The organism is Planktomarina temperata RCA23, assembly GCF_000738435.1.
Lineage (GTDB): Bacteria > Pseudomonadota > Alphaproteobacteria > Rhodobacterales > Rhodobacteraceae > Planktomarina > Planktomarina temperata.
On the sequence record NZ_CP003984.1, the window covers coordinates 1,577,757 to 1,590,637 of the forward strand.

Here is a 12,881-nt window from a genome sequence, read left to right on the forward strand (position 1 = left end):
CGCGTGATTTATTCCATGACGGGAATAGAGAACTCGCCGCCTTCTTTGGTGCCTGACGGCCAGCGAGAGGTCACGGTTTTGGTGCGTGTGTAGAATTTAAACGCATCCGGTCCGTGCTGGTTCAAATCGCCGAAGACCGATTTTTTCCACCCCCCAAAGGTGTGATAGGCCAATGGCACCGGGATCGGCACATTGATTCCCACCATGCCGACATTGACCCGATTGGCAAAGTCGCGCGCGGTATCGCCGTCACGGGTAAAGATCGCTGTGCCATTGCCATATTCATGATCCATGGCCAGCCCGAGCGCCTCCTCATAGGTCTCTGCGCGAACGGTGGACAGAACGGGGCCGAAGATTTCGTATTTGTAGATGTCCATATCCTTGGTCACATTGTCGAACAAATGCGCGCCCACAAAAAAGCCATCCTCATAGCCTTGAAGGTTGAAATCACGACCATCCACCACGAGTTTTGCGCCTTGATCGATGCCGGTTTGCACCAAACGCTCAATATTTGCTTTGGCAGCCGCGGTGACAACCGGTCCGTAGTCCACGTCATTGCCCGCCGTGTAGGGACCCACTTTCAGAGCTTCAACCCGGGGGATCAATTTTTCCATCAGGCGATCTGCTGTGTCTTCCCCTACGGGAACTGCGACAGAAATAGCCATGCAGCGTTCACCGGCGGCGCCATACCCTGCGCCCATAAGCGCATCAGCGGCTTGATCCATATCCGCATCGGGCATGATGATCATATGGTTTTTCGCACCACCAAAACACTGCACCCGTTTGCCGTTGGCGCAGCCTGTCGCATAGATATATTCGGCGATTGGGGTGGAGCCCACAAAACCTATGGATTGAACCACATCGTGATGCAGGATCGCGTCAACCGCTTCTTTATCACCGTTCACAACTTGTAAAATGCCCTTGGGCAGCCCGGCTTCTTCGAGCAATTCTGCCAACATCAACGGCACGGAGGGGTCGCGCTCAGAGGGTTTGAGGATAAAGGCGTTGCCGCAGGCAATGGCAGGTGCAAACATCCACATCGGGATCATGGCTGGGAAATTGAATGGGGTGATGCCGGCTGTGACGCCGAGCGCCTGACGCATAGAGTACATATCAATGCCAGGACCGGCGCTATCGGTAAATTCACCTTTCAACAATTGCGGTGCACCGATGCAATATTCCACAACTTCCAAGCCGCGGATCACATCGCCTTTGGCATCTGGCAAGGTTTTGCCGTGCTCGCGGCTCAAAGCTTCGGCCAATTTGTCCATATCGCGATTTAAAAGGTCCACAAATTTCATCAAAACCCGCGCGCGGCGCTGTGGATTGACGGCAGCCCAAGCGGGTTGTGCGGCGGCGGCATGGGCCACGGCTTGATCTAATTCGGCGCCATTGGCCAGTGGGACTTTGGCTTGAACCTCGCCGGTGGCCGGGTTGTAGACATCGGCAAAACGTCCAGAGGTGCCTTTGACATGGGCGCCATTGATATAGTGGGTTAACTCTTGCATGGGGGTCTCCTTGTTTGTTTTGCTTTTAGTCTTGCAATAATGTAATTAAAAGCGAGAATAATCCAAAATCATTTTGCAAAATTGTAGGCTTGTAATGGAAAACTGGGATGATCTACGCATCTTTCTGGCCGTGGCGCAATCGGGCAGCCTGACGGTTGCGGCGCAGGTGTTGAAAATTGACCCGGCAACGGTCAGCCGTAGGATTGCTCGGTTGGAGCAGACCCATGCAACGCCGCTCTTTTCAAAATCGCCGAAAGGCTACGATCTGACGGAAGCGGGGCATGGGCTCATGGCGCATGTGGATGCCGCCCAAGCCTCCTTAAATGCGGGGCTTGGGGCGCTGCGCGGAGACGGGGAGGGGCTTAGAGGCCAGATTCGCATCGGTGCGCCGGATGGATGCGCCAATTTCCTTTTGCCGCAGGTCTGCGGACATATCACAAAAACCTATCCAGATTTAGATATTCAAATCGTGGCTTTGCCAAGGGTTTTCAACCTGACGCGGCGCGAGGCTGATATGGCGATTGGGGTGAGCCAACCCACGGCCGGTCGGCTTATGGTGCAAAAAATCGCTGACTATCGGTTGCATCTCGCGGCCTCAACGGCGCTTTGGCAAATCCACAAAAGGCCCGAGCGCCTGAGCGATCTCAAAGACGTGCCGACTGTTGGCTATGTGCAGGATATGATCTTTGACAAGGAGCTTGATTACCTTGAACCGCTCGGACTGCGGCGGGTGCAGCTCGCGTCCAATTCCATTTCCGTCCAAATGAACCTGTTGCGCCAGGGTGCGGGGCTTGGCATTGTGCATGATTTCGCCCTGCCTTTTGCCCCGGAATTACGCCGCATTTTAGTGGATCACTTGAGCCTGACGCGCAGTTTCTTTTTGATCCGGTCCACCGATGATCGCCACAATCGGCGGCTCAACCAATTCGCACAGGTATTGGTGAGCGGGTTGCGGGTGGAAATTCAGAGGCTTGAGGCTCTGGCCGAAGCGCCGGGCGGTAAATTTTAAACGACTGCACCGGTTTTTTGCACCGCGCTGGCTTGCAATTCGCTCAATTTATGGCTTGTTACCTATATCAGTCGGAGAAGTTAAAATGCGCATAGGCCTTTACCCCGGAACCTTTGATCCGATTACTCTGGGACATATTGATATCATCCGACGTGGCTGCGCATTGGTGGACCGCTTGGTCATCGGGGTGGCGATCAATCGTGATAAAGGGCCGCTCTTTGATCTCGATGAGCGCGTATCGATGATTGAAGTTGAGGCGGCGCGTCTTACGGAGCAGACCGGAACTGAAATTCATGTGCACCCGTTTGAAAACCTGTTGATTGACTGCGCCCGCGACGTCGGCGCCGGGGTTATTTTGCGCGGATTGCGCGCAGTTTCAGACTTTGAATATGAATATCAAATGGTTGGCATGAATAGGCAGCTGGATTCATCGGTTGAAACTGTCTTTTTGATGGCCGAGGCCCAGCATCAGGCCATTGCGTCAAAACTGGTCAAAGAGATCTGTCGCTTGGATGGGGATGTGTCGAAATTCGTCACCCCGGCGGTCGAGGCGGCCTTAAGGCGCCGCCTGCACCGCTCATAATTTGCATGGGCTGTCTGAGGCTAGATTAATTTGCCCATGGCCACAGCTGTATCGGCCATACGGTTGGAAAACGCCCATTCGTTGTCGTACCAAGACAGCACGCGCACCATATCACCGCCCATAATCAGGGTTTGATCTGCATGAAAAATAGACGAATGCGGATCGTGGTTGAAATCAGACGAGACCAATGGCGCATCCACGACATCAAGCACCCCTTTTAGTGGACCCGCGGCCGCCTTCTGCATCAGAGCCAAAATTTCGGCCGCATCCGTGCTGCGTCCGGCTTCGAAGGTGAGATCCACCGCTGAGACATTTGGGGTCGGCACCCGGATGGCGACGCCGTCCAATTTGCCGTTCAGTTCTGGCAGAACCAAGCCAACAGCTTTGGCCGCGCCCGTGGTGGTTGGGATCATCGACAGGGCAGCGGCGCGCCCTCGGTAAAGGTCTTTATGCGTGCGATCCAATGTTGGCTGGTCGCCCGTATAGCTGTGAATCGTTGTCATCAGCCCGCGTTTGATGCCGATAGATTCGTGGAGGACTTTGGCAATGGGCGCCAAGCAGTTGGTGGTGCAGGACGCATTTGAAACAATCAAGTCATCCGCGGTTAATGCCTGGTGATTGACGCCATAAACAATGGTTTTATCGGCATCTTTACCAGGGGCCGAGATCAACACGCGGGAGGAGCCATTGTCGAGATAGGCTTGGCAATCGGCTTTGGAGGTGAAAATACCCGTGCATTCCATCACGACATCGACATCCGACCAGGGCAGATCCGCTGGATTGCGTATGGCCGTCACGCGTATGGGCCCTTGCCCGACATCAATAAAGTCTTCCCCATGGGTCACAGAGGCCGCGAACCGCCCGTGTACGGAATCGTATTTCAACATATGCGCATTGGTTTGCACCGGACCGAGATCATTGATTGCGATGACCTGTAGATCTGTACGCCCTGATTCAACAATCGCGCGCAGTACATTGCGGCCAATACGACCAAACCCGTTGATTGCAACTTTTAATGTCATATCCAAGTCCCACTTTCTGTTGATAGCGCTAACATCACAGGTCGCGGAAAAAGTCAACCGGCGCGGCTACCGCCAGAAGGCAATTGTGTCGATTAAGTCCAGAAATGAGCGTGCGAGGTATAATATTGCCGCGCCTTGCGTCAAAAATAAGTCAACCGCAATGGCCGCAACGGCGGCAAGTGCAACATATAGGGCCAGGCGCGTGGTCATACTCTCTCCAAGAATTATTGGAGCTGCCCCATCTTAGCGGCCAAATCAGCCATGCGCACGGAAAAGCCCCATTCATTATCATACCATGATAATACGCGGACCGTTGTCCCGCCAACCACTTTGGTTTGATCGGGGGCAAAAATCGAAGACTCGGGCGTGTGATTGAAATCAATCGAAACTTTAGGCGCAGGGTCATACCCCAAAATGCCTGCCATTTCGCCCTTGGCGGCCCGCTCGACCGCCGCGTTGACTTCCTCTTTTGTGACCGCGCGCGCAGCCTCAAAAGTGAGATCAACGCAAGAGACATTGGGAGTAGGGACGCGAATGGCCGTGCCGTCCAGCCGCCCTGCCATTTCCGGCAGAACCTCGCCAAGCGCCTCGGCCGCCCCGGTCGATGTGGGAATCAAAGCCATGGCCGCTGCCCGAGCGCGATAGAGATCACTGTGACGGCGATCTAGGGTCGGTTGGTCGCCGGTATAGCTGTGGATCGTGGTCATGATCCCTCGTTCGATGCCAATCGCGTCGTTGAGCGCTTTGGCCAGCGGGGCAAGGCAATTGGTCGTACAAGATCCATTTGAGATCATCACATCATTGGGCAAGAGCGCGGCCTCATTGGCCCCCAAAACGATGGTGCGATCCACATTGACCGCCGGGGCTGAAATCAGGACCTTTTTGGCCCCCCGCGCGAGATGGACCTTGGCTTTATCGCCGTCGTTGAAATTGCCAGTGCATTCCAAAACAACATCCACGCCGCTCCAGTCGAGCGTATTGGGGTCATAGGAGGAGAACATTTCAATCGGTCCAAGCCCGAGATCCAGCGTACCATCGCCAACGGTAATTTCTCCGTCGAACCGTCCATGTACGCTGTCATAGCGCATCAAATGTGCGCTGGTTTCCAGCGGGCCTGTGGCGTTGATCTTAACCACTTCCACATCTTTGCGGCCAGAGGACACGATATGTGCCAACACGCAGCGACCGATGCGGCCAAATCCATTGATGCCAATTCTTACTGTCACAGCTCTCACCTTTTGCCAATTCTTGCCGGTGAACTAGCAAGGTCAGAGGGGCATTTAAAGTTCAAAGCAAAAGGATTTTCAACTTGTTAGCGAAAACATTTGTGTTAGCGATAACCGCTTGCGGTAACACGGTTTGTAACGAGATCTGCCAGGCAAAAAGGCTGCGGTGCCACCCGCAGCCTTTGGCTGTTTTATAGCAGGGATTTGACTTTGCGCACAACCGCCTCTGCAGTGATGCCAAACTCTTCATAGAGCCGATCGGCCGGGGCCGAGGCCCCAAAGCCCGTCATGCCGACAAAACCAGCCTTGGACTCACGTCCGCGTTCCCCCAAAAGCCATTGATCCCACCCCATGCGCACGGCCGCTTCCACGGCCACGCGCACTGCGCCGCCTGGTAAAATACGTTTGCGATAGGCGTCATCTTGTTGGGCAAAGAGCTCCATGCAGGGCATGGAAACGACGCGGGTGCCAATACCTTCGGCTTGCAGCAAGTCGCGGGCCTCTAGGGCCAGCGAGACCTCCGTGCCGGTTGCCATCAAAATCGCTTGGCGCTTGCCCTCGGCCTCAGCCAAAACATAGGCGCCGCGCGCGCTGAGGTTTGCCGACTTATACTCATGACGTACCGCTGGCACGCCCTGACGTGAAAGCGCCATGACGGTTGGTGTGCTTGGTTGGCTCAACGCCACTTCCCAGGCTTCCGCTGTCTCTGTGATATCGGCTGGGCGGAAAACCAAAGTGTTGGGCGTGGCGCGGGAAATGGCCAAATGCTCGACCGGTTGATGTGTGGGACCATCTTCGCCCAGGCCAATAGAATCATGCGTCATCACATAGACAGTTGGAACGCCCATCAAAGCCGAGAGGCGCATGGCGCCGCGGGCGTAATCGGTGAAGCACATAAACGTGCCGCCGTAGGGGCGTATCCCGCCATGCAGCGCCATACCGTTCATTGCAGCGGCCATGCCATGCTCGCGGATCCCGTAGTAAATGTAGCGACCGGCGCGATTTTCGGGATCAAAAATCCCCATATCCGCGGTTTTTGTATTGTTAGACCCGGTCAAATCAGCTGAGCCGCCGACGGTTTCAGGCATCACAGGATTGACCGCCTGCAAGGTTTTTTCCGAGGCCGATCGCGTGGCCAGTTTTGGTTTAGTCTCTGCGGCATCTTTCTTGATCTTGCGGATCGCCGCGGCCAGTTTCTTGGGGGCTTCTGCTGCAAAGGCGCGGTTGAATTGCGCTTGCTTTGAGGCGGAAAGACCAGAAAACCGGCTGTCCCATTCGGCGCGTTCCGCGCTGCCGCGGGCGCCAATGGCCTCCCAAGCGGCTTTGACATCGGCTGGAATTTCAAATGCGCCATAGGGCCAGCCATAGGCGGCTTTGGCATCGGCCAGTTGCGCCGCATCCGTCAGCGCACCATGCCCCTTTGATGTGTCCTGTGCCGCGTGCCCCAGCGCGATATGGGTTTTACAGGCAATCATAGAGGGTTTCTTAGATTTACGCGCGGCCGTTAAGGCCTCATCAATGGCAATCGGGTCATGGCCATCAATGGCTTGCACATGCCAGCCAGAGGCTTTGAAACGCTGCAGCTGATCTGTCCGATCTGACAGCTCAACCGTGCCGTCGATGGTGATGTTATTGTCATCCCATAGCACGATTAGCTGTCCCAGCTCATGGCGGCCAGCAAGTCCGATGGCCTCTTGGCTGATCCCTTCCATCAAGCAACCGTCCCCGGCGATGACATAGGTGTTATGGTTCTGAATTTTTTTGCCGTAGGTGGCACGCAATATTTCTTCGGCGATGGCGAAGCCAACCGAATTGGCAATCCCCTGTCCCAGTGGGCCAGTCGTGGTTTCAATGCCAGACGCGTGGCCATATTCTGGATGCCCGGCGGTTTTTGCACCCCATTGGCGGAAGTTTTTGATCTCATCGAGCGTCATATCCGCATATCCGGTCAGGTGGAGCAGGGCGTAGAGCAGCATCGATCCATGCCCCGCCGAAAGAATGAAGCGATCGCGATCTGGCCAATTGGGCGCGGCGGCGTCAAATTTCATGTGCTTTTCGAACAGAACGGTGGCCACATCGGCCATGCCCATCGCCATCCCTGAATGACCCGAATTTGCGGCCGCAACCGCATCCAGCGTCAAAGCACGAATAGCGGCGGCTTTTTTCCAATGTTCAGGGTTCTTGGCGGCGAGTGCTTTGAGATCCACGGAGCTAACTTTCTGTAAGGGCAAACGTTGATGCTTCCTATCAAGTGAAGAGGGAATATCAAGTAACCTGACCCATTTCTTAAAAAATGTTTCAAGCGCCGGCTCTTGGACGTTAAGGTTAATTTAACCTACCTTAGGGGTGGTCTATGCGATTCGAGACAGCTGATGGTGGCGTTTGAGCAGGGGTGTGAGATGAGCAATGAGTGATGTTTCTATTTTAGAACAAAGAATTACAGTGGCTATACGGCGCATATCTGCGGCGACGGAGGCCGTGCCTCTCAACCGTGCCGCATCGGCGCCAGCGCCAGTTGAGCCTGCGGCGCCTGAAAATGTTCATAGTGACGCTCTGACAGCTCTTGACGCGCAATTGTCACAAGTGATGCAATCCAACGCGCAACTGCGGGCGTCAAATCAAGCACTGCGTGCGGCCAATGCCGAAGGCCTGGGGGATGCAAGTCTGATTAATGCAGGGATGCAGGCTCAGATTGATGCATTGACCGCAGAACGGGCCGCAGAGGCTGCGCAGCTTGAGCTGTTACTGACGGCTTTGACCCAAACCGATGAGGAGCCGCGCGATGCCTGAAGTCACCATCAAAATTGGCCAACGCCCCTATACAGTCAACTGCCCAGCAGGTGAGGAGCCCCAGCTGCAAATGGCCCGGGCCGCGTTGGATGCCGAGGCCAGCACCCTTCTGGCTCACGCGGGCCGCGTGCCAGAAGCTCAGATGTTGTTGATGTCCGGTCTGATGCTTGCAGATCGCACATTGGCATTGGAGGAAAAATTAAAGGCGGCAGAGGCCGCTCTGGCGCAGGCAAAGACGGCGGCCCATGATATTTCGCCAGAAATCAAAACAGTGGTCACAGAAGTTGAAGTGCCCGTTGTGCCGCCCGCCTTATTGGAGAGCCTCGCAGAATTGGCCGCGCGCGCGGAAGCTGCGGCAGATGATCTGGAAGAGAGAATAGCCCAATCCGCTGGGTAGCGAAAAGGGATCATCGGGCGGTGTCGTCCCCCGGTTCGTAATCTCAGAGCGGCCTGGATGCGTTAGCCGTCTGAGTTTGCCTTGCGAATTTCATCCGCGGCATCTTGGTTGTAACTGACCTCATTTTCAGCCAGGAGCCCATCCAATTCCCCCGATAGGGTCATGTCCCGGACAATATCGCAGCCGCCGATGAATTCACCTTTCACATAGAGCTGCGGAATAGTGGGCCAATCGGAGTAGTCTTTGATTCCCTGGCGAATGGCATCATCGGCCAGAACATTCACGTCGTGATACTCCACACCCATATAGTTCAATATACCGGCGATTTGGCTTGAGAAGCCGCATTGCGGCATGGAGGCGGTGCCTTTCATGAACAGGACAACATCATTCGATGTCACTGTTTCGCGGATTTTATCTTCAGCGCTCATCTTTTGGCTTTCTGTCTTTGGGCACAAATTGCTGTGCGTATTTCTGTGGGTCCTTTGGAACCCGAAAACTGCCCGAATGTCCACCTCCGGCACCGCCGGAAAAATAGTCCGCTCGAACCTCGTGATCGCCCTGACCGGGCAAGGAGCCGCGGCCTTGGTCTTTTTCGTGCCGGATGACCCAAAGGGCCCGGAGAAACAATAAGATCAATATTGCAAGAGAAAAATATGCAATGAGACCCAAGTCAAACATATCAGCTCGGCGCCTTGGTGGTCAGCGCAAGCGCGTGCAGCTCCCCATGAGCTCCGTCCATTTTGCCTTTCAATGCGGCATAAACTGCGCGATGCTGTTGCACCCGGTTTTTGCCTGCAAAGCTGGCATCGGTCACCTCAGCGGCGTAATGATTGCCATCCCCAGCCAGATCCGTGATCGTGATCTGCGCCTCGGGAAAAGACTCCCGGATCAGAGCTTCAATATCTTGTGCGGCCATGGCCATTGGGCGTTTCCTCGCTTGGTATAACTCGAAGGTAGAGCCGAGCGCTGTTGTTTTCAAGTGACCGCATCGGCGAAACTGTTGCGGAAAATACTACTAAGCTCGGACAGCTCGGCCTGTTGCGCGCCAAAGCTGACCTGCGTGCCGCCAAAGCGCCCGACACAGGTGGCCGGAACCCCGAGATTGCCGGCCGCAGCCAGAAGCGCTTCGGCTTGATCAAAGTTGCAGGCCACCAGATAGCGGGCTTGATCCTCACCGAACAGCTCTGCGGTGCCTTCTGTATCGAGGCTAACGCCGACATTTGCAGCTTCGGCCATTTCAAAAGCAGCCAAGGCCAATCCACCATCGGACAGATCGCTACAGGCCGTAATCCAGGCGCTATTGGTGCGGATAAATTCTCCATGTTTCTTTTCAGCTTCAAGATCCACAGGCGGTGCATCGCCTTCCACGCGGTTAAAGACTTCCGCCAAGAGGGCAGATTGCCCAAGGTGCCCGTTGGTTTCGCCAATCAAAATCGCCATATGACCCTCGCGCGCCAACCCTGTGATGGCGTCATCCGCATCGGCAATGAGGCCGACAGCGCCAATGGTCGGTGTCGGCAGAATGCCCGAGCCGTCCGTCTCATTATAGAGCGACACATTGCCAGAGACGATCGGCATATCGAGGGCGGCCACAGCGGCACCGATGCCTTTGATAGCGCCCACAAATTGACCCATGATTGCTGGTTTTTCTGGATTTCCAAAGTTCAAATTATCGGTTGTGGCCAGGGGGAGGGCGCCCACCGCTGTGAGGTTGCGATAGGCCTCTGCCACCGCTTGCTTGCCTCCTTCAAACGGATTAGCCGCCACGTAGCGCGGCGTCACGTCAGAGGTAAAGGCCAGCGCCTTTTGCGTGCCATGCACCCGCACGATGCCCGAGCCCATGCTTGGCGTGCGCAGGCTATCGGCCATCACTTGGCTGTCATATTGTTCATATACCCATTGTTTGGCCGCGTAATTCGGGCTGGAGATTAGCATTTTTAGCCCGTCAATTGGATCGATATGCGGCACATCACCCAGCGGCTCCGCTGCCGGTGTCTCAACCCAAGGGCGGTCATATTCCGGCGCCGTACCCGAGAGCGCCTTGAGCGGCAGATCGGCTTTGACCTCGCCGTTCATCACGATCAAGAAGCGGTCTTCGGCAATCGTTTCGCCCACAATGGCGAAATCCAGATCCCATTTATCAAAGACAGCCTTCGCTTGCTCTTCCAGTTCGGGTTTTAGCACCATGAGCATGCGTTCTTGCGATTCCGACAGCATCATCTCATAGGCGGTCATATTCAGCTCGCGGGTTGGTACTTTTTCAAGATCCAAGCGCACACCTAAATTGCCCTTGTCTCCCATTTCGACCGCAGAGCAGGTCAGGCCCGCGGCGCCCATGTCTTGAATGGAAATCACAGCGCCTGTGGCCATAAGCTCTAATGTGGCTTCCATGAGGCGTTTTTCGGTGAAAGGGTCGCCAACCTGCACTGTTGGGCGCTTATCTTCGATGGTGTCGTCAAATTCAGCGCTGGCCATTGTCGCGCCGCCAACCCCATCGCGTCCAGTTTTGGCGCCCAAGTAAACCACCGGCATGCCGACGCCCGAAGCGGCGGAATAAAAGATCTTATCGGTATCTGCGAGACCGGCAGCAAAGGCGTTCACTAGGCAATTGCCGTTATAGGCCGGATCAAAGCGCACTTCGCCGCCAATTGTGGGGACGCCAAAGCAATTTCCATAGCCCCCAACGCCCGCCACCACGCCGGAAACCAATGACTTGGTTTTGGGATGATCGGGACTGCCAAAGGACAAAGAGTTCATCGCCGCAATAGGCCGCGCGCCCATCGTAAACACATCACGCAAAATGCCGCCAACGCCCGTGGCCGCGCCCTGATAGGGTTCGATATAGCTGGGGTGATTGTGGCTTTCCATTTTGAAAATCACAGCCTGCCCGTCGCCAATATCAACAACACCGGCATTCTCACCGGGGCCGCAAATCACCTGTGGCCCTTCGGTGGGCAGGGTGCGGAGCCATTTTTTCGAGGATTTATAGGAGCAATGCTCATTCCACATGGCAGAGAAGATGCCCATTTCCGTAAAGCTAGGGTCCCGGCCTATGATTTCGAGAATGCGATCGTACTCGTCTGGGCTCAGCCCATGGGCGGCAATAAGGTCGGGCGTTATCACTGGATCTTGCAAGTTGTCATCCCTTACGGTGCAAATTTGCACCCTGATACGAAAGTTAACGGGCAGAGGGAAGGTTGGAATAGCTATTAAATGCCACATTTGCCCGAAAGACTGGTGGAATTGGCAAATATCAAGCTCAACCGCATGGGCGCGCGGGCAAAAAAAATGCCGGGCACAGGGCCCGGCGTAAGTCCAACAGGGAGGTTATGAGGGGCTACCACTGGCTGTCGTCCTCATGAGGCGTATTTAGGAGCGCCAATGCATCCCTGCAAGCCCTCTGGGCGCAAAGCCGCTATGCGCTCAGAGCATAGCTACTTTTGGACCTCAAGGCTTCGCTCTGCGCGACGGCGGGCGATAATTTCATCTTGCACAAAATCGCGAAAGGCCGCGATACGGCGCGAGTGGCGCAGCTCTTCTGGATAGGCAAGAAACACCGGGACTTCCGTGTTCTCAAGCTCGGGCAGGACACGCACGAGATCAGGAAAATCATGGGTGACGTAATCGGGTAAAATTCCGATCCCAAGGTTGTTGATGACGCCTTGCAACACGCCGAAATAGTTGTTGACGGTTAAAGTGGATTTTGGACTATATCCCATCAGATTTTGCACCAAGGCTGCACTGACGGCCACTTGAGGTGCGTTGGGATTTTGGCAAATCAAACGATGATTTGCGATATCTTCTAAAGTTTGCGGCGTGCCGCGGGATTTCAGATAGTCTGCGCTGGCATAGAGGCGCATTTCGACGCTCATAAGGCGCTTTCGAATCAAATCTGCTTGGCTCGGCTCTTTCATGCGGATGGCAACATCGGCCTCACGCATCGGCAGATCCAAGACCCGCTCCTCAAGCATCAGCTCTACATTCAAGTCGGGGTATTTTTCATAAAGCTGTGGCAAGCGGGGCGCCAGCCAGAGCGTGCCAAAACCGGTGGTTGTGGTAACGCGCAGCTCACCGAAGACTTCATCTTCACTGTCTCGAATGCGTGCTGACGCGGCATCAAGGCGTTTGGTCATTGCGCGGGTGGCTTCAAATAACAGCTCGCCTTGCTCCGTGAGTATCAACCCACGCGCGTGTCTATGAAACAATGTCGCATCGAGGGAGTCCTCCAATGCGCGGACCTGCCGCGATACGGCCGATTGCGACAGATGCAGTGTCTCCCCCGCATGGGTCAGTGATCCGGCATCGGCAACCGCATGGAAGATTCGTAATTTATCCCAGTCCACCGG

The 12,881-nt window shown here is 55.3% G+C and carries 14 protein-coding genes; 5 read left to right on the plus strand and 9 right to left on the minus strand.

What is annotated here, in order from left to right:
• Window positions 1–8 precede the first annotated feature (8 nt).
• Window positions 9–1,508 (minus strand): CoA-acylating methylmalonate-semialdehyde dehydrogenase, encoded by a 1,500-nt coding sequence (locus RCA23_RS07490; protein WP_044049785.1) that lies wholly within the window; start codon window positions 1,506–1,508, stop codon window positions 9–11.
• A 94-nt stretch (window positions 1,509–1,602) separates the two neighbouring features.
• On the opposite strand from RCA23_RS07490, the gene RCA23_RS07495 reads away from it, so the two are divergent.
• Both RCA23_RS07495 and coaD read left to right on the plus strand, forming a co-directional pair.
• Entirely contained in the window at window positions 1,603–2,517 is a 915-nt protein-coding gene (locus tag RCA23_RS07495) for a LysR family transcriptional regulator (RefSeq protein WP_044049786.1), read from the plus strand.
• Between the two features lie 85 nt (window positions 2,518–2,602).
• On the plus strand, window positions 2,603–3,100 hold the full coding sequence (gene coaD, locus RCA23_RS07500) for a pantetheine-phosphate adenylyltransferase (RefSeq protein ID WP_044049787.1): 498 nt from the start codon (window positions 2,603–2,605) through the stop codon (window positions 3,098–3,100).
• Window positions 3,101–3,120: 20 nt separating this feature from the next.
• On the opposite strand, the gene gap (RCA23_RS07505) is transcribed toward coaD, so the two are convergent.
• The 4 genes from gap (RCA23_RS07505) to tkt all read right to left on the minus strand — a co-directional run bounded on the left by gap (RCA23_RS07505) (window position 3,121) and on the right by tkt (window position 7,555).
• The gene (gene gap, locus RCA23_RS07505; protein ID WP_044049788.1) at window positions 3,121–4,122 is read right to left on the minus strand and encodes a type I glyceraldehyde-3-phosphate dehydrogenase; all 1,002 of its coding nucleotides are present in this window, start codon (window positions 4,120–4,122) and stop codon (window positions 3,121–3,123) included.
• Between the two features lie 66 nt (window positions 4,123–4,188).
• The gene (locus RCA23_RS16495; protein ID WP_169701367.1) at window positions 4,189–4,332 is read right to left on the minus strand and encodes a hypothetical protein; all 144 of its coding nucleotides are present in this window, start codon (window positions 4,330–4,332) and stop codon (window positions 4,189–4,191) included.
• Window positions 4,333–4,346: 14 nt separating this feature from the next.
• Window positions 4,347–5,348, minus strand: coding sequence for a type I glyceraldehyde-3-phosphate dehydrogenase (gene gap / locus RCA23_RS07510; protein WP_044049789.1), 1,002 nt, complete (start codon window positions 5,346–5,348; stop codon window positions 4,347–4,349).
• Window positions 5,349–5,539: 191 nt separating this feature from the next.
• Window positions 5,540–7,555: a transketolase gene (gene tkt, locus RCA23_RS07515; protein WP_044049790.1), complete on the minus strand. Its 2,016-nt coding sequence runs from the start codon at window positions 7,553–7,555 to the stop codon at window positions 5,540–5,542.
• A gap of 199 nt (window positions 7,556–7,754) precedes the next feature.
• Between tkt and RCA23_RS15975 the strand changes: the two genes are divergently transcribed.
• Together RCA23_RS15975 and RCA23_RS07525 are read left to right on the plus strand one after the other, a co-directional pair.
• Window positions 7,755–8,138 (plus strand): hypothetical protein, encoded by a 384-nt coding sequence (locus tag RCA23_RS15975; protein ID WP_052377087.1) that lies wholly within the window; start codon window positions 7,755–7,757, stop codon window positions 8,136–8,138.
• Window positions 8,131–8,535 carry a cell division protein ZapA gene (locus RCA23_RS07525; protein WP_044049791.1) on the plus strand — a complete coding sequence of 135 codons (405 nt, stop codon included), beginning with the start codon at window positions 8,131–8,133 and terminating at the stop codon, window positions 8,533–8,535. The genes RCA23_RS15975 and RCA23_RS07525 overlap by 8 nt, the downstream gene beginning before the upstream one ends.
• A gap of 62 nt (window positions 8,536–8,597) precedes the next feature.
• On the opposite strand, the gene grxD is transcribed toward RCA23_RS07525, so the two are convergent.
• On the minus strand, window positions 8,598–8,963 hold the full coding sequence (gene grxD, locus RCA23_RS07530; RefSeq protein ID WP_044049792.1) for a Grx4 family monothiol glutaredoxin: 366 nt from the start codon (window positions 8,961–8,963) through the stop codon (window positions 8,598–8,600).
• Window positions 8,964–9,039: 76 nt separating this feature from the next.
• Here grxD and RCA23_RS16850 point away from each other — a divergent pair, with 76 nt between their 5' ends.
• Window positions 9,040–9,165, plus strand: a complete 126-nt coding sequence (locus RCA23_RS16850; protein ID WP_268870340.1) for a hypothetical protein — start codon at window positions 9,040–9,042, stop codon at window positions 9,163–9,165.
• 49 nt (window positions 9,166–9,214) lie between these two features.
• Here RCA23_RS16850 and RCA23_RS07540 read toward each other — a convergent pair whose 3' ends face one another.
• From RCA23_RS07540 to RCA23_RS07550, 3 genes are all read right to left on the minus strand, one after another.
• On the minus strand, window positions 9,215–9,457 hold the full coding sequence (locus RCA23_RS07540) for a BolA/IbaG family iron-sulfur metabolism protein (protein WP_044049794.1): 243 nt from the start codon (window positions 9,455–9,457) through the stop codon (window positions 9,215–9,217).
• Window positions 9,458–9,510: 53 nt separating this feature from the next.
• Window positions 9,511–11,670, minus strand: coding sequence for a phosphoribosylformylglycinamidine synthase subunit PurL (gene purL / locus RCA23_RS07545; protein ID WP_044049795.1), 2,160 nt, complete (start codon window positions 11,668–11,670; stop codon window positions 9,511–9,513).
• A gap of 299 nt (window positions 11,671–11,969) precedes the next feature.
• The gene (locus RCA23_RS07550; RefSeq protein WP_044049796.1) at window positions 11,970–12,878 is read right to left on the minus strand and encodes a LysR family transcriptional regulator; all 909 of its coding nucleotides are present in this window, start codon (window positions 12,876–12,878) and stop codon (window positions 11,970–11,972) included.
• Between the last annotated feature and the right edge of the window lie 3 nt (window positions 12,879–12,881).

Coding starts and splice junctions, on each gene's coding strand:
- RCA23_RS07540 (WP_044049794.1), bottom strand. CDS start 9,457: ATGGCCATGGCCGCACAAGATATTGAAGCTCTGATCCGGGAGTCTTTT.
- RCA23_RS16850 (WP_268870340.1), top strand. CDS start 9,040: ATGTCCACCTCCGGCACCGCCGGAAAAATAGTCCGCTCGAACCTCGTG.
- RCA23_RS07490 (WP_044049785.1), bottom strand. CDS start 1,508: ATGCAAGAGTTAACCCACTATATCAATGGCGCCCATGTCAAAGGCACC.
- RCA23_RS07495 (WP_044049786.1), top strand. CDS start 1,603: ATGGAAAACTGGGATGATCTACGCATCTTTCTGGCCGTGGCGCAATCG.
- gap (WP_044049788.1), bottom strand. CDS start 4,122: ATGACATTAAAAGTTGCAATCAACGGGTTTGGTCGTATTGGCCGCAAT.
- RCA23_RS16495 (WP_169701367.1), bottom strand. CDS start 4,332: ATGACCACGCGCCTGGCCCTATATGTTGCACTTGCCGCCGTTGCGGCC.
- RCA23_RS15975 (WP_052377087.1), top strand. CDS start 7,755: ATGAGTGATGTTTCTATTTTAGAACAAAGAATTACAGTGGCTATACGG.
- coaD (WP_044049787.1), top strand. CDS start 2,603: ATGCGCATAGGCCTTTACCCCGGAACCTTTGATCCGATTACTCTGGGA.
- RCA23_RS07525 (WP_044049791.1), top strand. CDS start 8,131: ATGCCTGAAGTCACCATCAAAATTGGCCAACGCCCCTATACAGTCAAC.
- grxD (WP_044049792.1), bottom strand. CDS start 8,963: ATGAGCGCTGAAGATAAAATCCGCGAAACAGTGACATCGAATGATGTT.